Raw genomic sequence first — 17,239 nt, 5'->3', positions numbered from 1 at the left:
GATAGATTCCGCGCGCTTCCTCAGGCACTGTTTGCTGGCTAACGACCCCACCGAATCATCCGCGGCATCCGTTGCGTTTGATTCTGGAATGGCCGACTACGCCAGACTTCAACAACGCCTGATGCTGGCAACTTTGGCGGTTTCACTGGTTGCGGTTCTCGTCGCACTTGTTGGTTTCGACGCCATGGTTGCCCGCAGCCTGTTGGTGGGTTCCTGCGCTGGTGTTCTCTACCTGCGCCTGCTCGCCCGCAGCGTGGCTCGGCTCGGCGGAGGTTCCCGTCAAGTGGGTCGTTTTCAGTTGGTTGTTCCTGTGCTGCTCATTGTTGGAGCGGCCAAGTTCCCTCAGCTCGAAATCCTTCCTGCTTTCATCGGCTTCCTTCTCTATAAACCCGCCTTGATTCTTCAGACCGTCATTGACGGCTGAGCTCGCGCATCCCCTTCTGCATTCAATGGCTTTGCTGCCTTTCACACTGCCTTTCGCCGAACTGGAGGTTGGGAACCATCTGTATTGGCAGATCGGAAATCTCAATCTGCACGGCCAGGTTTTTCTGAGTTCCTGGATTCTGATCGGCGCACTCCTTGCTGTCGTCCTTGTTGGTACGCGCAAGTTGGATCGCGACCCCAGGGGCGTGCAGAACCTGCTCGAATTTCTCTGGGATTATCTGCGTGATCTCGCTCGAGATCAGATCGGAGAAAAATATTATCGAGAGTGGCTTCCTTTCATTGGAACCCTGTTCTTGTTCATTTTTGTGAGCAACTGGGGTGGCGCTTTGATCCCTTGGAAAGTCTTTGAACTTCCTGAAGGTGAGCTGGGTGCACCTACAGCAGACATCAACACCACGGTGGCGATGGCTCTGCTGGTTTCCCTTGCTTACTTCTATGCCGGTTTAAGCAAAAAAGGTCTGAGGTTTTTTGAGCTCTATGTAGAGCCAACTCCGATCATGCTTCCCTTCAAGATCATTGAGGAGTTTACAAAACCTCTTTCTCTGTCATTCCGTCTCTTCGGAAACATCCTGGCAGATGAACTTGCGGTTGGAGTGCTTGTTTATCTGGTTCCTTTAATTGTTCCTCTCCCGGTGATGCTGCTTGGACTGTTCACCAGTGCAATCCAGGCTCTGATTTTTGCAACATTGGCTGCCTTCTACATCGGTGAAGGTTTGCATGAACACCACTAGGTGATAAATGTTCGCCGACAAGGCGATCTGCTAAACACTTCTGCGCGTAGGTCCGACGCTCATGACTCGGGCCCGCTCTCTTGAAACAGAGAGTGTCCCTGCGCAGGGGGAACCAATCCCCACTTCATTTGCTCAGCGCTACTGCGCACCCCCCCTTCAAAACGCTCTCAACATGGATTCCATCACTTCCGCAGCTTCCGTCGTTGCTGCTGGCCTGGCTGTTGGCCTGGCGGCTATCGGCCCTGGTATTGGTCAGGGCAGCGCTTCCCAAGGTGCTGTTGAAGGTATTGCCCGTCAGCCTGAGGCTGAAGGCAAGATCCGCGGCACCCTGCTGCTTTCCCTGGCATTCATGGAGTCGCTGACGATCTACGGCCTGGTTGTGGCTCTCGTGCTTCTGTTCGCCAACCCATTCGCTTGATCATCTCCAGGGAGCTTCTTCTTGTGATGGCAGCTCCCTGGCGTGATTCTTCTTCTCTTCATCAGCTTTTCCTCAGCGCTCCTCTTCCATGACCTGGCTTCTGCTTGCTGAAGCAGCGGTGCCGGAGGGAGGTCTTTTTGACCTCGATGCCACCCTGCCTTTAATGGCTGTTCAGGTGGTTCTCCTGACCTTCCTGCTTAATTCTCTCTTCTTCCGTCCGGTCGGCAAGGTCGTGGAAGATCGTGAGGGATACATCTCCACAAGCCTTGCTGATGCCAAGCAGAAGCTTGAGCAAGTCCAGCGTCTTGAGGCTGAACTCACTGAACAACTACGAGGTGCTCGCCAGGCCGCTCAGGCCGCGATTCTCGAAGCTGAACAGGAGGTCGACAATCTGTATCGCGAAGCTATCGCGACAACAGAGGCCGATGCCACTCGTACGAGGGAAAAAGCCCGCCGTGAGATTGAGGCACAGCGAGAACAGGCTCAGTCGCAGCTCATGGGCAAAGTCGATGAGTTCAGCGCAACGATCATTCAACGTCTGTTGGCCGTTTCATGATGTCTCTTGTCACTTTGTTTGCTGCAGAGGGTGGTTTCGCGATCAACCTCAATCCTCTTGAGACAAACCTGATCAATCTGGTCATTGTCATCGGGTTGCTTGTTTATTTCCTCAAGGGATTGTTGGGCGGCATTCTTGAACGTCGTCGTGAGTCGATTCTCAAGGAATTGAACGACGCTGAAGATCGTCTCAAAACTGCCACCACAGAACTGAGCAAGGCGCAGGCTGATCTGGGTTCTGCCAAAGAAAAAGCTGAGAGGATTCGCGCTGATGGCAAAGCCAGGGCTCAGTCCATCCGAGTCGATGGTGAGCAACGCACTATCGAGGCGATGGCAGCACTGAAGCAGGATGCCCTCGCTGATTTGAACGCTGAAGGTGCACGTCTTACCGAGCAGCTACGGCGCGAAGCTGCACTGGCTGCCATCGACAAAGTGATGGCTGATCTGCCCGGACGTCTCGATGCTTCGGCCCAAGCCCGTCTTATCGACGCCTCCATCAACAATCTGGAGGATGCCTGATGCCCCTTCTCAATACCCTGGCCACTCCTTACGCCGAAGCGTTGTTGCAGGTGACTAATGCTCGCAATGAGTCAGAGGATGTGGCGGCCCAGTGCAAAGAGCTCATTGCTCTCTGGGACAGCAGTGAGCCACTGCGGGATGCCATGACCTCTCCTGTGCTTGAGCCACTGGCCAAGAAGAAAGCTCTCGAGCAGCTTCTGAGTCAGCAGATTCAACCTTCATTGCTGAATCTGCTCAAGGTGCTCGCCGATCGATACCGCCTTACTGCTTTTGATGCCGTACTGGGTCGGTATCTCGAGCTTTACCGCGAATCCCGCAAGATCTCACTTGCGCATGTCCGCTCGGCTCAGGCCCTGACTGATACCCAGAAGGCATCGCTGACCGCCAAGGTTCAGTCCATGGTTGGCAGCGGCTCCGTCGAAATTGATCTCACCATCGATCCGAGCCTGATTGGTGGATTCGTCATCAACGTGGGCTCTCAGGTCATCGACGCTAGCCTTTCTGGCCAAGTCAGGCGACTCGGTCTCTCGCTTGCTAAGGCGGGCTGACCGTTTTTTTCTTCACCCTTCAGATTTTTCACTTATTCCCCGTCAAAGGGTTTACCAGCCATGGTTTCCATCCGTCCCGACGAGATCAGCGCGATTCTCAAACAGCAGATCGAGGACTACGACAAGTCTGTTTCTGTCAGCAACGTTGGTTCTGTCCTGCAGGTGGGTGATGGTATCGCCCGCGTTTATGGCCTTCAAGAAGTGATGGCTGGCGAACTCATTGAGTTCGAAGATGGCACTGAAGGCATTGCCCTCAATCTTGAAGATGACAATGTCGGCGCCGTGCTGATGGGTGAAGGCCTCGGTATTCAGGAGGGCAGCACCGTCCGCGCGACCGGCAAGATCGCATCCGTCCCTGTTGGTGACGCTCTGTTGGGCCGAGTCGTTAATTCCCTGGGGGCTCCCCTCGACGGCAAAGGTGATCTCGCAACCAATGAGACCCGTCTGATTGAGTCTCCAGCTCCCGGCATCATTCAGCGCAAGTCGGTGCATGAACCCATGCAGACTGGAATTACAGCGATCGACGCCATGATTCCCATTGGTCGTGGCCAGCGTGAGCTGATTATTGGTGACCGTCAGACCGGTAAATCAGCTATCGCGATCGACACCATCCTGAATCAGGCCGATCAGGACGTGATTTGTGTGTATGTCGCCATCGGTCAAAAAGCTGCAAACGTTGCCCAGGTAACGGAAGTCCTGCGAGAGCGCGGCGCACTGGATTACACGGTGATCGTTGCTGCTAACGCCTCTGATCCTGCAGCGTTGCAGTATCTCGCTCCCTACACGGGTGCTTCGATCGCTGAAGCCTTTATGTACAAGGGCAAGGCCACCCTTGTTATTTACGACGATCTCTCTAAGCAAGCCCAGGCTTATCGTCAAATGTCGCTGCTGCTCCGTCGTCCGCCCGGTCGTGAGGCTTATCCCGGCGATGTGTTTTATTGCCACAGCCGTTTGCTCGAGCGAGCTGCCAAGTTGTCCGATGCGATGGGCAAGGGTTCTATGACGGCTCTGCCGATCATTGAGACCCAGGCAGGTGATGTCTCCGCCTACATCCCCACCAACGTGATTTCGATCACCGACGGTCAGGTGTTCCTCAGTTCCGATCTCTTCAATTCGGGTCTGCGCCCTGCCATCAATGTTGGTATCTCAGTGAGCAGGGTTGGTGGTGCTGCCCAGACCAAGGCCATCAAGAAAATCGCCGGCACCCTGAAGTTGGAGCTCGCTCAGTTCGACGAACTGGCTGCGTTCTCCCAGTTCGCTTCCGATCTTGACGCTGCAACACAGAAACAGCTAGGCCGCGGCAAGCGGTTGCGTGAGCTTCTCAAGCAGCCTCAGTTCAGTCCGCTGATCCTGGCTGAGCAGGTCGCCATTGTTTACGCCGGCGTCAAGGGTCTGATTGACGATGTCCCCGAGGATCAAGTGGTCCAATTCTCCCGGGAGCTTCGCGAGTACCTGAAGAGCAACAAGCCTGAGTTTATTAAGCAAGTTCAGGACGAGAAGGTGCTCAGCCCTGAGTCAGAAACCTTGCTCAAGGAGGCCATTGCCGAAGTCACCTCCACCATGTTGGCTTCCGCCAACTGAGGCCCTGAGACATGGCAAATCTGAAGGAGATCCGAGATCGGATCAAATCTGTCAAGAACACCCGCAAGATCACCGAGGCCATGCGCCTCGTGGCTGCGGCCAAAGTGCGGCGTGCGCAGGAACAGGTCCTGCGCAGTCGTCCATTTGCTGATCGGCTCGCACGATTGCTTGAAAACCTTCAAGCACGCATGCGGTTCGAGGATGCGGATGCTCCCCTGCTCGAGCAGCGCAATGTTGAAGCCATCACTCTTGTTGCTGTCACCGGTGACCGTGGTCTCTGTGGCGGCTACAACGCCAGCATCATCAAACGCACCGAGATGCGTTTCGCTGAGCTTCAGGGCAAGGGATACAAGGTTGATCTAGTTCTGATTGGTCGGAAAGCCATCAGTTATTTCACGAATCGGAGCTACCCCATCCAGGCCACCTTCACTGGTCTTGAACAGGTTCCGACAGCGGACGAAGCAGGATCAATCGCTAATGAAGTGTTCGCGGAGTTTCTTTCCGAGAGCACCGATCGTGTGGAGATCATTTACACCAAGTTCATTAACCTGGTGAGTTGCAATCCTGTTGTCCAGACTCTGCTTCCCCTTGATCCTCAAGGGATTGCAGAGGCTGACGACGAGATCTTCCGCCTCACGACCAAAGATGGAGAGCTCCGGGTTGAGTCGGGCGCAGGTCCGACCAATACTCAGCCTCAGTTGCCTTCTGACATTGTGTTTGAGCAGAGCCCTGACCAGCTGCTCAATGCCCTTCTGCCCCTTTATCTGCAGAACCAGCTGCTGAGGTCTCTTCAGGAAGCTGCGGCCTCTGAGTTGGCAAGCCGAATGATGGCGATGAACAATGCCAGCGACAACGCCAAGGCTCTGGCCAAGACGCTCACCCTTGATTACAACAAGGCTCGCCAGGCGGCCATTACTCAGGAAATTCTTGAGGTGGTGGGTGGCGCCGCTGCAATGGCTTGATGTGCTGATTGGCCTAATCCCCAACCAGTTTGTATTTGTCAGCCGGCTATGAGCCGGCTTTTTTTTGGACCGGTGCGATGACTGGTCCTGAAATGAATTCGGGCGACCTCTACGCTGACAAGAAGCCCTCAATGGGAGCAGTCCAAGGCAGATGAGCGACACCACTCCAGCTGTTTATGCCATCACCATTGAGCTTGATGGCCAGCAACATCATTTTCAGTGCCGAGATAATCAGACCGTTTTGTCCGCTGCGGAGGCCGCTGGAGTGCCAGTGCCCAGTTCCTGCCGCGCGGGAGTTTGCACCACCTGCGCTGCACGTATTCAAGAAGGTGATGTCCATCAGCCTGACGCGATGGGTGTCAAGGAGGAGCTTCGCAACGAGGGCTTTGCTCTTCTCTGCGTTTCGTTTCCACGTTCTGATCTCATCGCGGCTGCAGGACAGGAGGATGCGCTTTATCAGGCTCAGTTTGGGCAGTACCAATCGTGATTGATGGCGATGGTTTGCGTGCTCTTGTTAGCCCGGGTTGGCTAAGCCTAGGGAGACCGTGTTTTGACAAAAGCGCTCTATTCGCTGCATATTGTGAGCCTTCTGTATTCTTTAATCGCACTCTCTATTGTCTTCTGGTGATGCTTTTGTTTTCTGCTAATCGTTGTTTTTAAAGTACTAAGGCTTGGTTTTCTTGGAAGCTTAATTGTAGTGATGATGGCCTAAAAAATTGGTCTTTGCTTCTTTCCCAGGAGTTGTTGTTGGTTGGTTCGACGTTCGATCGTGATTGCTTTGTATGGCGCGCTTAATACTCTGATTTTTGACAAGCTTTTTGCATGGTTATCCGCGAAAATGAGAAGTCTGTGCTTTAAATCATTTTCTGTGAAGCTCATGTTCAGGAGGATGTCGCTGATCAGTCCCGAGTTACTCCCTGCGAACGGCTTGCGTTCTTGGGTCCTTGATCAACTGCGTCGCGAGGGTGAGCCTCTGCGCTGGGCCATTACCTCCATCGATCGTTCCCCTGAGACATCTCGGGCTGTGCTTGAGGTCGAAGCCGTGCTGATCCACTCATGACGCTGTCAGTGGCACCGATGCCCACGCTGATGGTCGTGCCGACGGGCATCGGCTGTGAGATCGGTGGGTTTGCTGGTGATGCCCTACCGAGTGCACGTCTGCTGGCAGCGGCTAGCGGTTGTCTGATCACCCATCCCAATGTGGTCAATGGTGCCTCGCTGTACTGGCGGGATCCGCGCATTCACTATGTCGAGGGTTATGCACTCGATCGTTTTGCCTCAGCTGATTGGGGTCTGCGCCCCAGGCGTAGTCAGCGCATCGGGCTGTTGCTGGATTCAGGCATTGAATCGGATCTGGTGGTGCGACATCGTCAGGTCGCGGAGGGCTGCAGGGCCAGTCTTGGCCTTGATATCAATGCGGTGATCAGCACCGATGAGCCTCTGGGTGTGCACCTAGCGGCTGGGGACAGCGGCACCAGTTGGGGCACCTTGGATCGCCCAGATGTTCTTCTTAGAGCGGCAGAACGCCTTAAGGCCGCTGGGTCAACCGCCATTGCTGTGGTGGCGCGTTTCCCTGATGATCACACCAGTGAGGCGTTGACGGCTTACCGCCACGGCAGGGGCGTGGATGTTCTCGCTGGAGCGGAAGCCGTGATCAGTCATCTGCTGGTCCGGCATTTGCAGATTCCCTGCGCCCATGCTCCAGCGCTAGATGCTTTGCCCCTTGACGTTGACCTTGACCCCCGCGCTGCCGGCGAGGAGTTGGGCTACACATTTCTCGCCTGTGTGCTGGTCGGGCTCAGTCGGGCTCCAGATCTGCTGGATCTCTCCTCAGACTGTTCGATTGCGCCGGATGATCTCGTTGCCGACCAGTTGGGCGCTGTTGTGGTGCCGGATGGTGCGCTGGGAGGGGAGGCTGTGCTTGCTTGCCTGGAACGGGATGTTCCAGTCATCACCGTCAGCAACCCAGGCATGTTGGTGGTGAGTGCGGAGTCCCTTGGCGTGGGGTATCAGGTGCTGAAGGCCGCCTCTTATGCCGAAGCAGCCGGCTTGTTGGTCGCCTTGCGAGAGGGCATCGCCAGTTCCTCTCTTGTGCGTCCTTTTCCTGCTTTGCGGGACCTGAATTAATGGCATTGGGCTTTGCCAAGGCACCAACTGGGCCATGTCCGTGTGGCAGCGGTTTCAAGCTGGATCAGTGCTGCGGTCCTCTGCACGCAGGAAGACTGCGGGCGGTGACTGCGGAGCAATTGATGCGATCTCGCTACAGCGCGTACGCGCTCGCGCAGGTCGAATATTTGATCGTCACCCATCCAAATGCGGCTGGGACATCTGCTGAGAGACGGCGTGAGCTGCGTGTTAGTTGCCGGCAGACCCGATGGCATGGCCTCAAAGTGCTGGCTACCCATGCCGGTGGCTCTGATGATCTGGAAGGGACCGTGTGTTTTGAGGCCCTTTTCAGCGCCGGTGGAGCAAGGCAGGTGTTGAGGGAAAACTCGCTGTTTCGCAGGCGTGATGGTCAAGCAACAGGCGAATGGCTTTATATCTGTCCGTTGGATTAAGCAGTCAGCGCAGGCAGGCCATCGGGTGCCGCGGCGGAACCCCCAGGGCTTTGGCGACCCCTGGATGACAGACCGCTCCCTTGACGGTGTTCAGCCCCGAAAGCAGCTCAGGACGCTCGGTGACGGCCTCCTCGAGGCCTCGGCCTGCGATGCCAAGGATGTAGGGCAATGTCACGCTCACCAGGGCCTCAGTGGAGGTGAAGGGCACCGCTCCAGGCATATTGCCAACGGCGTAGTGCTGCACGCCATGGACGAACAACGTTGGTTCGGTATGGGTGGTCTCACGGCTTGTGGCCACACAGCCCCCCTGGTCTATGGCGACGTCGACGATCGCAGATCCCGGCGTCATCTGTTTCACCATCTCTTCATCCACCAACGTCGGTGCTCGGCTGCCGGGCGTTAGTACGGCGCCAATCAGTAGATCCGCGGTTGGAACCAGGCGCTCCAGCAGTCCGCGACTGCTCACCATGCTGATTAGCCGCCCACGACGTTCGGCTTCAAGGCTCCGCAACCGCTCGGGGGAGCGATCCAGAAGCAGCACCTCGGCATCCATCGCGGCAGCAAGTCGTGCCGCATTCCAGCCCACCGTGCCGGCTCCGAGCACCACGACTCGGGCCGGACGCACGCCGGTGCAACCACCAATCAAGACTCCGCGTCCGCCATTGGGACGTTCCAGAAGTCTGGATCCCACCTGTGCTGCGAGTCGTCCTGCGATTTCGCTCATCGGGGCTAGCAACGGCAGGCTTCCGTTCTCCATTTGCACCGTTTCGTAGGCCACTCCTGTTGTGCCGGCATCCAGAAGGGCTTCTCCCACCTGGCTGTAAGCCGCCAGATGTAGGTAGGTGAACAGCACCATGTCGTCTCGCAGAAGGTTGAACTCCTCCGGCTGTGGCTCCTTCACCTTCACCACTAGGTGAGCGGCCCAGGCTTCCTCGCGGTTCACAAGCTTGGCTCCTGCCGCTGAGAAGGCGTCGTCACTGATGCCTGCACCGGCCCCGGCACCGTTTTGAATCCTCACCTCAAGGCCTTGGGTTACCAGTTCTCGGACCGCGTCAGGGGTGAGCGCTACACGCTGCTCATCGGCCTTGATTTCAGTAGGGACACCAATACTGGCCATTGGGGCCGTCAGAACGGAATGGGCCATGGAGGACGGAGTCGTCTCTTCAATGTGGCTCAAACGGCGGCGATCGGCAGCCGCCAGCCACTGCCGAACGCTTGGGCACTCACCTTCAACAACGGCGCTGCCTGTCTGCGCTTGAACTCAGCCCTCCGGAACAGGCGTTCGATCCGTTGCACCTCCGCAGGATCGTGGCCAGCAGCCGTTAGCTGCTCCCCACTTAGGCGGTGTTCGATCATGTCGATCAGCAGTGGGTCAAGCCGGCTGTAATCCGGGAGTGAGTCACTGTCTTTCTGATCAGGACGTAGTTCGGCACTCGGAGGTTTTTCGAGGATTGCCCTGCCGATCAGCTCTCCCTCGGCCGGGAGGGCTAGTTCTTTGCGGCACAAGCGTGCCTCGCTGCTGTCGATCCACTGGCACAAGGCAAATACGGTTGATTTGTAGAGATCGCCGATCACGGCCAGGCCGCCGTTCATATCGCCGTAGAGGGTGCAGTAGCCCACCGCGAGCTCCGATTTATTACCCGTGGTGAGCAGAAGCTGTCCGTGCTGATTGGCCATGGCCATCAGCAGAGTGCCGCGGATGCGCGATTGCAGATTTTCGGCTGTTACTCCTGAGGGAACGCTCTCGAGGGCCGGGGTCAGTGTTGCCTGGAAACTATCCATCAAGTTTTCGATCGGAACGATGGTGTGGGTTATTCCCAGTCGCTCTGCAAGGTTGAGAGCATCCCTGAGTGATCCTTCCGAACTCCACGGCGACGGCATCAGCAGGGTTTGCACCTGATGGGATCCAAGGGCCGCGGCCGCGATCACCGCCACTAGCGCAGAGTCGATCCCTCCGCTCAGACCCAGCAGGACTCTCTTGAAGCCACATTTGCCGGCATAGTCCTTCACTCCAGTCACCAGAGTGCGGAACAGCGCTTCCATCTCCTGAGGCTCGATCTGGATCCCCTTAGTTGTGGCCGATCCGTGGCTCGCCGGCGGGACGCTGTCTGCGGCATTCCAAATCTGTATCGCTTCACGGCAGTCCGGAAGCTGCAGAAGCGGTCTCTCGCAGCTGTTGCCTATCACGAAGCTGGCGCCGTCGAACACCAGTTCGTCATTGCCTCCCACCTGGTTGACGTAAACCACAGGGCAGCCAAGGCGCTGCGCTGCACGTGCGGCCAGCTGCCGCCGTAGTTCAGCTTTTCGGCGGCCAAAGGGGGAGGCTGAGCAGTTGATGAGTGCATCGATCTGCGCGGGGATCAGATCGGCCACAGGGTCTGGTCCCACCAGACGACGACCATGAAGCTCTCGGTCCACCCACAGGTCTTCGCAGATGCTGATCCCCAGTCGCCAGTCGCGGCCTCCACTGCTCAGGGTGATCAGACCTGCTCCAAGACTCGGCCTGAAATAACGCGTTTCATCAAAGACGTCGTAACTGGGCAGCAGTTGCTTGCGGGCCACAACGCGATCGCCATCGACTTGAACGAGGGTGACGGCATTGAACAGCGCAGGATGCAAGCCATCATCTGCTGGATCAGCGACTCCAACCAGAAGCGCGATCTCCAGCTGACGGGCCGCTAGGCCATTGCTGAGAGTGTTGAGGGCCTCCCGTTGCCGTTGAAGGTGCGTGGGGCTGAACAGCAGATCTCTTGGCGGGTAACCCCAGAGCGATAGTTCGGGCGTTACTAATAGGTCCGGTTGGGAACCGGTGGTTTCAATCAGGCTGTCGAGGGCGTTCAGAATGCGGGAGGCATTGCCCAGCAGGTCGCCCACAACAGGATTGATCTGGGCCAGGGCAACACGCATCGGCACTCAGGCGTTGGGGGCATGAAATCCATAAAGATTGTGCTTCAGCAGTAGCGGCCAGAGGCATTCAGGTACCTGCTGACGTTTCTGCTTCTGTTTCACCTGTGAACTGGCAGCAGCGGGAATGCCTAGAGGCAGCACCCGCGCAGAGGCTCCCAGCTGGCGAAGGGTCTCCAGAGTGCACGGTTCCAGGGGCCATCCTTCACGGGGCACGATGCCGAGATTGCATTGCTGCATCAACCGCTTGGATTCTTTCCAGGCTGGGATCTGCTGGGCGAGATCGCTTCCCACAACAAAACAAAGGCAATGGTCAGGCCAACGTTCGATGGCCCGCTCCAGTGTGTTGACCGCAAAGGGGCTGCTCAGATCCTGGACCAGTTGCAGCCTGGGGTTGGCGATGAATTCGACGAGGGTTTTCAGCAGGTCACAACGCTGCTCAAGCTCTGCGTCGTGGCGTTTCATCGGGTTGTCACTAGCCCATGTAGCAACTCGGTCAAACTGGGTTAGAAGCGCTTCCAGCAGCGCCTGATGCCCCACGGTCGGAGGGTCGGCACTGGTCCCGAGCAGTGCGATCTCAGCCCTGGTTGTTTTCGCCATGGTCAGGGCAACAACGAGGGCAGCGGTGGACGTGTCTGCGGCTGCGGCCACTCCTGCATCAGCTCAACAATGCCGTGATCCGATTGCGCGAGCCGCCGCATCAGAGTGGCTGGCCCTGGCTGAAGTCGGCGACCCCGCCCCCGTTCCTCCAGAAGCCAGCGTGCCGTCATTCGACCGGTGCGGCGCGTTGTATGAACGGCGAGTGCCGCCTGGGCCAGGGCCACTGGTGCGGCAGGGGCCAGTGTCAGGCCAGCGCTGAAGGGTGCGGCCAGCAGCAGCAGCTGGCGCAACGAGCCCAAAACCACTTGGAGTCCAAGCTGTGCTCCACCCAGCAGTGCGTTTTGTCCAGTCAGCTGGCGGATCAATTTGCGGGCCGCTGGTCCCCCAAGAGGAAGGCCATACAGGGAGCAAAGCTGACGCACAAGGGCCGCATCACAGGCGAACCCCCCAGCTAGATCCAAAAGCAGCAGCGGGTTGGCAGCGACGCCGGTGGCCTTGAGTGCGGCATAGCGCCCGATCAGCCCCTGGGCTTCCTTCCGGCGACGCTGCAATCTCCCCGTCTCCAACTGCTGCTGAATTCGTGTGGCCTGCCTAAGGCTGTTGAGCAACAGCAGGCTTTGGCCGTGTTGTTCCAACAGACGACTGAGCCCGATCGCTAGTACTTCCACATCGGCCGGTTGTTCGCGGCTGCGGATTCGACCATCGCTGAGTTGAACAGCTCGGCGCGGTGCGGCTGAAACCGCGATTGGAGCCGGCAGTCCTGCGGGGAGTCGGCTGTGGATGCTGCGCAGTAGATCCGGCAGTTGATCCTCTGGCCAGCAGTCGCTTCGGTTCAGCACCGTCAGCACCGGCTTGCCCATGGTTTGCAGTGTCTCCAGGGCCTCCAGTTCCACTCGCGTGATGTCTGCATCCAGCACAAGAAGCACTAGATCGGTATGCAGGGCAACCCTGGCCGCGAGTCGTGCCCGAGCGGGACCGTCCACCTCGTCGATGCCAGGGGTGTCCACCAGTTCCACTGTCTGCAGTCCTGGAACAGGTCTTGGCCAGGCCACGGCCCGTTGCTGACGTGTGCAGCCGTGGGCCACATCAGTGGCCATCAGCTGCTGGCCAATCAGAGCATTCACCAGGCTGGACTTGCCGACGCCGACCCGGCCGAACACCGAGATTCGAAGCCTGTTTTGCTCTAGGCGATCCAGCTGGCAATCCAGAAGCTGCAGTGCACCGAACAGAAGTCTCTGTTCTCTTTGATTCAGTTCCAGCTTGTCTCTCCAACCTTGCAGCAGATCTCGACAGCGCTCGTTCATGGCACTCATGGCGCTGCCTCTCCTGAGGTTTTCCTCCACCAGCCGGCCAGCACGGCCAGAACAGCTTCCGGGCCAATCACACCAACAAAGCCACCGAATTCATCCACCACGACTCTCACACCGCTTTTGTCGCGGTGGAAGCCGGTGAGCAGGCGGTCGGCTCGGATCATTTCGGGAACAAACTCAGCCGGTTCACTGAGATCGGCTGGCGTGAGGTGTCCTTTGTTGCGCACCAGGGCGCTCAGCAGACGGTCACGGTTAGCGACGCCGAGCACTTTGTCGACTGCATCCCCCAGGACCACCCACCACTGCGCTTCGTTGTCGAGCAGTTCGACACGCAACTTTTCGATGTTGCAGGCCCCATCCAGTGTTGGAGCCGCCACCCGCGGGGTCATCAAATCACGTGCGGTGAGGTCGTTGAGCAGGAAAACCTTGGAGATCATGGCGGCTTCATCAGCCTCGATCTGACCTTTCTGAGATCCGAGTTTGGCCAGCGACCGGATCTCTTCCTCATCGGTGCTGATCTCACTCTCCTCTGTGATCGCAGGAAGCAGTCTCTCCAGCAGCAGCACCAGCGGTCGCATGATCACGCCGAGCCAGTGCAGAACCGGAGCGCTCGCCAGGGAGACAGGCAATGCCAGGCGGCTGCCGATCGCCTTGGGCAGGATCTCCCCGAGCAGGATCACCAGAACTGTGAGGCTGACGGAGAACAGGGCCAACGCTCCATTCCCCGCGTCCATTTGTTCTGTGAACACCCAGGAGGCGTAGCCACCCAGCATCAGGCTTCCGAAGATGTTGAAGCCGTTATTGGTAATTGCCAGCACCGAGAGAGTTCGGCCCAGGCGCAGCCGCAGTTGGGCGAGCCTGCGAGCTCCAGCAACAGGTTTCGGCCGAGCGGCAAGTTCATGCACTCGCACCGGATTCACGGTGAGCAGCGCGGCTTCCACTCCGGAACAGAGGGCGGATCCGGTCAGCACCACCACCACCAACAAAAGAAGGATCAGCAGGTCGGAGGTCATGCGCGGGCGCTTTGACTGCCATCCTGACGTTTCTCCGGTGCTCTGTCTCTGCCGTGGCTGATCTCGCCCCTGTTTTTGATGCTCAGCTGTTTGCGGATCGCCGCGAGCGGTTCATGGCTGAACTGGGCGGGGCCGCTGCAGTGATCCCAGCGGCAACTTTGGTGACGCACCACGCGGATACGGAGTGGCCCTTCCGCCAAAACAGTGATTTCTGGTACCTGACCGGGTTTGATGAGCCCGACGCCGTTGCCCTGTTTTTGCCACATCGGCCTGAGGGTGAGCGGTTTGTGCTCTTTGTAAATCCCCGCGAGCCAGCTGCTGAGGTTTGGACCGGTCGCCGCTGGGGTTGTGAGGGTGCGGTGGAGCGTTTCGGTGCCGATCTCTCCCACCCCCGCGTGGAGCTCGATGCTCTGCTGCCGAGGTATCTGGATGGTGCGGAGGGCATCGCTTTTCGCGTTGGCAGTCATCCATTAATTGAACCTTTGGTGTTGCGTTCTTGGGGTGCGCAACTGGACCGGGCATCGCGCACCGGCAGTGCTGCACTGGCGCTGCTTGCGCCCTGTCCGCTGCTGCATCGAATGCGCCTGCGGAAGCACCCCGCTGAACTGGAACGTCTCCGTGAAGCCGGGCGGATCTCAGCCTCGGCCCATGAGCTGGCCAGGGCTGCGGTGCGCCCTGGGATGAGCGAGCGACAGATTCAGGCTTTGATCGAGCAGCATTTCCTCGAATTAGGAGCCCGTGGAGCCGCTTATGGCTCGATCGTTGCCGGCGGAGACAATGCCTGTGTGCTGCATTACATCGACAACAGCGCCGTGCTTCAAGACGGAGACCTGCTGCTGATCGACGCTGGTTGCTCACTTCGTGATTACTACAACGGAGATATCACGCGGACGTTCCCGGTGAACGGTCGTTTCAGTGGGGAGCAGCGGGAGCTTTATTCTCTGGTGCTGGCGGCACAGGAAGCGGCGATTGGCCGAGTCAAGCCTGGTCATACCGCCGAGGACGTTCATGACACGGCTGTTCACGTTCTGGTGGAGGGTCTTGTGGATCTGGGCCTTCTAAGAGGAGATGTGGATGGTCTGATTGAGCAGGGCAGCTATCGCCATTTGTATATGCACCGAACCGGTCACTGGCTGGGTTTGGATGTTCATGACGTGGGTGCTTATCGGCTTGGCGAGCATCATGTGGAGCTGGAGCCCGGCATTGTGCTGACGGTGGAACCTGGTCTTTACGTCAGTGACCGTCTTGCGGTTCCCGATGGACAGCCTGCGATTGATGAGCGCTGGAAGGGCATCGGTATCCGCATTGAGGACGATGTTGCGGTTAGGGACCTTGCAGAGGTCTCTTGCGGTCACGAGGTGCTTACTGCCGGAGCTCTCAAAGCCGTGGCAGACATGGAGCGTTAAGCGATTCAGCCTCGTTAGTGAACGGTTGTTGAGTGGCCCTGACTCTTAGACCCTTGGCTGCCTATCGACCATTGGATGGCAGCTTCAGTACTGGACAGGATTAGATCGGCACCGGCTGCACTCAGCTGCTGCTCATAGGCGCTTCGCTCCTTGCTGCCGGGCAGAAGATGCGGTGGCGACACCGCGAGACTGATCCACTGTCGATCGGGGCGTTGGGTCTTGGCGTTGAGAACAGTCTGGATATCGGCAACCGTGTCACCCAGGTAGGCGACGACACCTCCACTGCGATGGTGCAAAAGGCTGTCGCTGAGTTGCACAAGACCTGTGGGGTCAGGCTTGTCAGGGGCATCGCCCATGGCGATCAGAGGGGGATTGACCAGCCCCAGTCGCTGTTGGAGCACGAACCGTGCGGATGGAGGTTCCGCGCCACTCACAAACCCCCAACGCCAACCGTTCTGATCCAGCGCCGTAAAAAAGTCCCGTTGCACGAGCAAGGGTTCATCACTGATGTACCCAGTCCATGCACCTGGATCACCTTCGGGATCACCGCCGAAATAAAAAGTGCTGAAGACCTCGATCAGGTGTTGCTTGACCGGCAGGGCTGTGCCATGCCGGCGCAGCAGCTCGAGACTTGCGTCCCAATCGTTGTTCCAGCGTCCTTCGCCTTTGAGGGCGTCGATGCGGGATGGCGTCGGTCGCCAACCGCTGTAGTGCTCCACGGTTGCCTGGAGAGCTCTGCGATAACTGCCTGACACATCACGGATCACTCCGTCGATGTCGAACAACAGAAGCTGGCTGGTGGATGGGTGCCGGTTCAGGAGGAATGGTTTTGAAGGCTGGTAGGTTAGTTCTTTGTCATTGATTCTTGAGCGCTGACACCATGACGGTTCCCGAAGGCGCTGCCGTCGACCAAGAGGTCGCCACCGAGGCAGCAGCCGCTGATCAGGCTTCTCAGAGCACAGAGACTCCTAAGAGCGCAGAAGCCGAGCAGCAGCAGGATCCGAAGGAAGGGCGTCCGGTGATGCGTGGTGGTAGTGCTGCACTGGCATCAGCCACGATTGATGCCGACGGTGTGCCTTCTGGATACACACCGAAAGCCGATGAAGGACGCTTCCTCCTGAAGATTCTCTGGTTGCCCGACAACGTGGCGCTTGCCGTTGATCAGATTGTTGGTGGTGGTCCTAGCCCTTTAACGGCTTACTTCTTCTGGCCTCGTGAGGATGCTTGGGAGACTCTCAAAGGTGAGCTCGAAGGTAAGTCCTGGATTACCGATAACGAACGTGTTGAGGTGTTGAACAAAGCCACTGAAGTGATCAATTACTGGCAGGAAGAGGGCAAGGGCAAGAGCTTGGACGATGCCAAGCTCAAATTCCCCGACGTGACTTTCTGCGGTACCGCTTGATACGAATCAATCAGCATTTTGTTGATCTTTGCAGGCGACTCATTGCCTGCTTTTTTATGTCTAGAAATCGCGTCTAGGAGGAATTCTCGAAGTTTTTGCCTCGATGATTGGCCTGTTCGGAATGTCTGCTCGACGCAGGTTTGGATTCGTTGTGTGCTCCTGTGCAGTGCCTCCTTTTCTGGCAGCTTTGAGCAAGGTGGTGGTTGACGATGGGTCTGGATGAGTGGGTCTTGATGCGTTCATTCATCACGAAGATTGCTTGATGCTTCGAGGCAGAGGTTGATTGCC

Annotated in this window: 20 protein-coding genes; 14 read left to right on the top strand and 6 right to left on the bottom strand. The window is 57.7% G+C overall.

Translation table 11 applies throughout. The annotated features are described in order from the left end of the window. Positions 1 to 88: 88 nt before the first annotated feature. The 12 genes from SynBIOSU31_RS11785 to SynBIOSU31_RS11730 all read left to right on the top strand — a co-directional run bounded on the left by SynBIOSU31_RS11785 (position 89) and on the right by SynBIOSU31_RS11730 (position 8,316). On the top strand, positions 89 to 424 hold the full coding sequence (locus SynBIOSU31_RS11785) for a hypothetical protein (RefSeq protein ID WP_186493026.1): 336 nt from the start codon (positions 89 to 91) through the stop codon (positions 422 to 424). Between the two features lie 25 nt (positions 425 to 449). Next, complete coding sequence (atpB, locus tag SynBIOSU31_RS11780; RefSeq protein WP_066911088.1) at positions 450 to 1,175, top strand: F0F1 ATP synthase subunit A; 726 nt, start codon at positions 450 to 452, stop codon at positions 1,173 to 1,175. A 172-nt stretch (positions 1,176 to 1,347) separates the two neighbouring features. Further along, the gene (gene atpE / locus SynBIOSU31_RS11775) at positions 1,348 to 1,593 is read left to right on the top strand and encodes an ATP synthase F0 subunit C (protein ID WP_006854325.1); all 246 of its coding nucleotides are present in this window, start codon (positions 1,348 to 1,350) and stop codon (positions 1,591 to 1,593) included. Positions 1,594 to 1,681: 88 nt separating this feature from the next. Beyond that, on the top strand, positions 1,682 to 2,149 hold the full coding sequence (locus tag SynBIOSU31_RS11770; RefSeq protein WP_186490266.1) for a F0F1 ATP synthase subunit B': 468 nt from the start codon (positions 1,682 to 1,684) through the stop codon (positions 2,147 to 2,149). Next, complete coding sequence (locus SynBIOSU31_RS11765; protein WP_186490265.1) at positions 2,146 to 2,667, top strand: F0F1 ATP synthase subunit B; 522 nt, start codon at positions 2,146 to 2,148, stop codon at positions 2,665 to 2,667. Before SynBIOSU31_RS11770 ends, SynBIOSU31_RS11765 begins: the two co-directional genes overlap by 4 nt. Next, a complete protein-coding gene (atpH, locus tag SynBIOSU31_RS11760; protein ID WP_186490264.1) occupies positions 2,667 to 3,215 on the top strand; it encodes an ATP synthase F1 subunit delta in 549 nt (182 codons plus the stop codon). Before SynBIOSU31_RS11765 ends, atpH begins: the two co-directional genes overlap by 1 nt. Before the next feature lie 60 nt (positions 3,216 to 3,275). Further along, positions 3,276 to 4,796 carry a F0F1 ATP synthase subunit alpha gene (atpA, locus tag SynBIOSU31_RS11755; RefSeq protein ID WP_186490263.1) on the top strand — a complete coding sequence of 507 codons (1,521 nt, stop codon included), beginning with the start codon at positions 3,276 to 3,278 and terminating at the stop codon, positions 4,794 to 4,796. Between the two features lie 11 nt (positions 4,797 to 4,807). Continuing rightward, positions 4,808 to 5,758 carry a F0F1 ATP synthase subunit gamma gene (locus tag SynBIOSU31_RS11750; RefSeq protein ID WP_186490262.1) on the top strand — a complete coding sequence of 317 codons (951 nt, stop codon included), beginning with the start codon at positions 4,808 to 4,810 and terminating at the stop codon, positions 5,756 to 5,758. 151 nt (positions 5,759 to 5,909) lie between these two features. After that, positions 5,910 to 6,245 carry a 2Fe-2S iron-sulfur cluster-binding protein gene (locus tag SynBIOSU31_RS11745; RefSeq protein ID WP_186490260.1) on the top strand — a complete coding sequence of 112 codons (336 nt, stop codon included), beginning with the start codon at positions 5,910 to 5,912 and terminating at the stop codon, positions 6,243 to 6,245. A gap of 402 nt (positions 6,246 to 6,647) precedes the next feature. Next, the gene (locus SynBIOSU31_RS11740; protein ID WP_255477222.1) at positions 6,648 to 6,818 is read left to right on the top strand and encodes a hypothetical protein; all 171 of its coding nucleotides are present in this window, start codon (positions 6,648 to 6,650) and stop codon (positions 6,816 to 6,818) included. Beyond that, the gene (locus SynBIOSU31_RS11735) at positions 6,815 to 7,885 is read left to right on the top strand and encodes a DUF3326 domain-containing protein (RefSeq protein ID WP_255477221.1); all 1,071 of its coding nucleotides are present in this window, start codon (positions 6,815 to 6,817) and stop codon (positions 7,883 to 7,885) included. The genes SynBIOSU31_RS11740 and SynBIOSU31_RS11735 overlap by 4 nt, the downstream gene beginning before the upstream one ends. Continuing rightward, positions 7,885 to 8,316, top strand: a complete 432-nt coding sequence (locus tag SynBIOSU31_RS11730) for a YchJ family protein (protein ID WP_186490257.1) — start codon at positions 7,885 to 7,887, stop codon at positions 8,314 to 8,316. Before SynBIOSU31_RS11735 ends, SynBIOSU31_RS11730 begins: the two co-directional genes overlap by 1 nt. Before the next feature lie 4 nt (positions 8,317 to 8,320). On the opposite strand, the gene ald is transcribed toward SynBIOSU31_RS11730, so the two are convergent. Genes ald through SynBIOSU31_RS11705 form a run of 5 tightly spaced genes read right to left on the bottom strand, consistent with a single transcriptional unit; the run spans position 8,321 to position 14,143 of the window. Continuing rightward, positions 8,321 to 9,460 carry an alanine dehydrogenase gene (gene ald, locus SynBIOSU31_RS11725; RefSeq protein ID WP_186490256.1) on the bottom strand — a complete coding sequence of 380 codons (1,140 nt, stop codon included), beginning with the start codon at positions 9,458 to 9,460 and terminating at the stop codon, positions 8,321 to 8,323. A 29-nt stretch (positions 9,461 to 9,489) separates the two neighbouring features. Beyond that, positions 9,490 to 11,223, bottom strand: a complete 1,734-nt coding sequence (locus tag SynBIOSU31_RS11720; protein WP_186493024.1) for an NAD+ synthase — start codon at positions 11,221 to 11,223, stop codon at positions 9,490 to 9,492. A gap of 6 nt (positions 11,224 to 11,229) precedes the next feature. Next, entirely contained in the window at positions 11,230 to 11,820 is a 591-nt protein-coding gene (locus tag SynBIOSU31_RS11715; protein ID WP_186493023.1) for a nicotinate-nucleotide adenylyltransferase, read from the bottom strand. 2 nt (positions 11,821 to 11,822) lie between these two features. Further along, positions 11,823 to 13,133, bottom strand: a complete 1,311-nt coding sequence (locus tag SynBIOSU31_RS11710) for a GTP-binding protein (RefSeq protein ID WP_186490254.1) — start codon at positions 13,131 to 13,133, stop codon at positions 11,823 to 11,825. After that, positions 13,130 to 14,143, bottom strand: coding sequence for a CNNM domain-containing protein (locus SynBIOSU31_RS11705; protein WP_186490252.1), 1,014 nt, complete (start codon positions 14,141 to 14,143; stop codon positions 13,130 to 13,132). The genes SynBIOSU31_RS11710 and SynBIOSU31_RS11705 overlap by 4 nt, the downstream gene beginning before the upstream one ends. A 53-nt stretch (positions 14,144 to 14,196) precedes the next feature. Here SynBIOSU31_RS11705 and SynBIOSU31_RS11700 point away from each other — a divergent pair, with 53 nt between their 5' ends. Further along, positions 14,197 to 15,549 carry an aminopeptidase P N-terminal domain-containing protein gene (locus SynBIOSU31_RS11700; RefSeq protein WP_255477220.1) on the top strand — a complete coding sequence of 451 codons (1,353 nt, stop codon included), beginning with the start codon at positions 14,197 to 14,199 and terminating at the stop codon, positions 15,547 to 15,549. Between the two features lie 14 nt (positions 15,550 to 15,563). Here SynBIOSU31_RS11700 and SynBIOSU31_RS11695 read toward each other — a convergent pair whose 3' ends face one another. Beyond that, entirely contained in the window at positions 15,564 to 16,334 is a 771-nt protein-coding gene (locus SynBIOSU31_RS11695; protein ID WP_255477219.1) for a TIGR01548 family HAD-type hydrolase, read from the bottom strand. A 95-nt stretch (positions 16,335 to 16,429) separates the two neighbouring features. Here SynBIOSU31_RS11695 and SynBIOSU31_RS11690 point away from each other — a divergent pair, with 95 nt between their 5' ends. Beyond that, complete coding sequence (locus SynBIOSU31_RS11690; RefSeq protein WP_186490247.1) at positions 16,430 to 16,951, top strand: 30S ribosomal protein PSRP-3; 522 nt, start codon at positions 16,430 to 16,432, stop codon at positions 16,949 to 16,951. Positions 16,952 to 17,239: the final 288 nt, after the last annotated feature.

Origin of the sequence: Synechococcus sp. BIOS-U3-1 (genome assembly GCF_014279975.1) — a bacterium.
Lineage (GTDB): Bacteria > Cyanobacteriota > Cyanobacteriia > PCC-6307 > Cyanobiaceae > Synechococcus_C.
Note: the sequence above shows the minus strand (reverse complement) of the source record. Positions and strands in the feature narration are given on the sequence as shown.

Bases quoted from the DNA above. Each gene is read 5' to 3' on its own strand.
- SynBIOSU31_RS11785 (WP_186493026.1), top strand. From the start codon at position 89: ATGGCCGACTACGCCAGACTTCAACAACGCCTGATGCTGGCAACTTTG.
- atpB (WP_066911088.1), top strand. From the start codon at position 450: ATGGCTTTGCTGCCTTTCACACTGCCTTTCGCCGAACTGGAGGTTGGG.
- atpE (WP_006854325.1), top strand. From the start codon at position 1,348: ATGGATTCCATCACTTCCGCAGCTTCCGTCGTTGCTGCTGGCCTGGCT.
- SynBIOSU31_RS11770 (WP_186490266.1), top strand. From the start codon at position 1,682: ATGACCTGGCTTCTGCTTGCTGAAGCAGCGGTGCCGGAGGGAGGTCTT.
- SynBIOSU31_RS11765 (WP_186490265.1), top strand. From the start codon at position 2,146: ATGATGTCTCTTGTCACTTTGTTTGCTGCAGAGGGTGGTTTCGCGATC.
- atpH (WP_186490264.1), top strand. From the start codon at position 2,667: ATGCCCCTTCTCAATACCCTGGCCACTCCTTACGCCGAAGCGTTGTTG.
- atpA (WP_186490263.1), top strand. From the start codon at position 3,276: ATGGTTTCCATCCGTCCCGACGAGATCAGCGCGATTCTCAAACAGCAG.
- SynBIOSU31_RS11750 (WP_186490262.1), top strand. From the start codon at position 4,808: ATGGCAAATCTGAAGGAGATCCGAGATCGGATCAAATCTGTCAAGAAC.
- SynBIOSU31_RS11745 (WP_186490260.1), top strand. From the start codon at position 5,910: ATGAGCGACACCACTCCAGCTGTTTATGCCATCACCATTGAGCTTGAT.
- SynBIOSU31_RS11740 (WP_255477222.1), top strand. From the start codon at position 6,648: ATGTCGCTGATCAGTCCCGAGTTACTCCCTGCGAACGGCTTGCGTTCT.
- SynBIOSU31_RS11735 (WP_255477221.1), top strand. From the start codon at position 6,815: ATGACGCTGTCAGTGGCACCGATGCCCACGCTGATGGTCGTGCCGACG.
- SynBIOSU31_RS11730 (WP_186490257.1), top strand. From the start codon at position 7,885: ATGGCATTGGGCTTTGCCAAGGCACCAACTGGGCCATGTCCGTGTGGC.
- ald (WP_186490256.1), bottom strand. From the start codon at position 9,460: ATGGCCCATTCCGTTCTGACGGCCCCAATGGCCAGTATTGGTGTCCCT.
- SynBIOSU31_RS11720 (WP_186493024.1), bottom strand. From the start codon at position 11,223: ATGCGTGTTGCCCTGGCCCAGATCAATCCTGTTGTGGGCGACCTGCTG.
- SynBIOSU31_RS11715 (WP_186493023.1), bottom strand. From the start codon at position 11,820: ATGGCGAAAACAACCAGGGCTGAGATCGCACTGCTCGGGACCAGTGCC.
- SynBIOSU31_RS11710 (WP_186490254.1), bottom strand. From the start codon at position 13,133: ATGAGTGCCATGAACGAGCGCTGTCGAGATCTGCTGCAAGGTTGGAGA.
- SynBIOSU31_RS11705 (WP_186490252.1), bottom strand. From the start codon at position 14,143: ATGACCTCCGACCTGCTGATCCTTCTTTTGTTGGTGGTGGTGGTGCTG.
- SynBIOSU31_RS11690 (WP_186490247.1), top strand. From the start codon at position 16,430: ATGACGGTTCCCGAAGGCGCTGCCGTCGACCAAGAGGTCGCCACCGAG.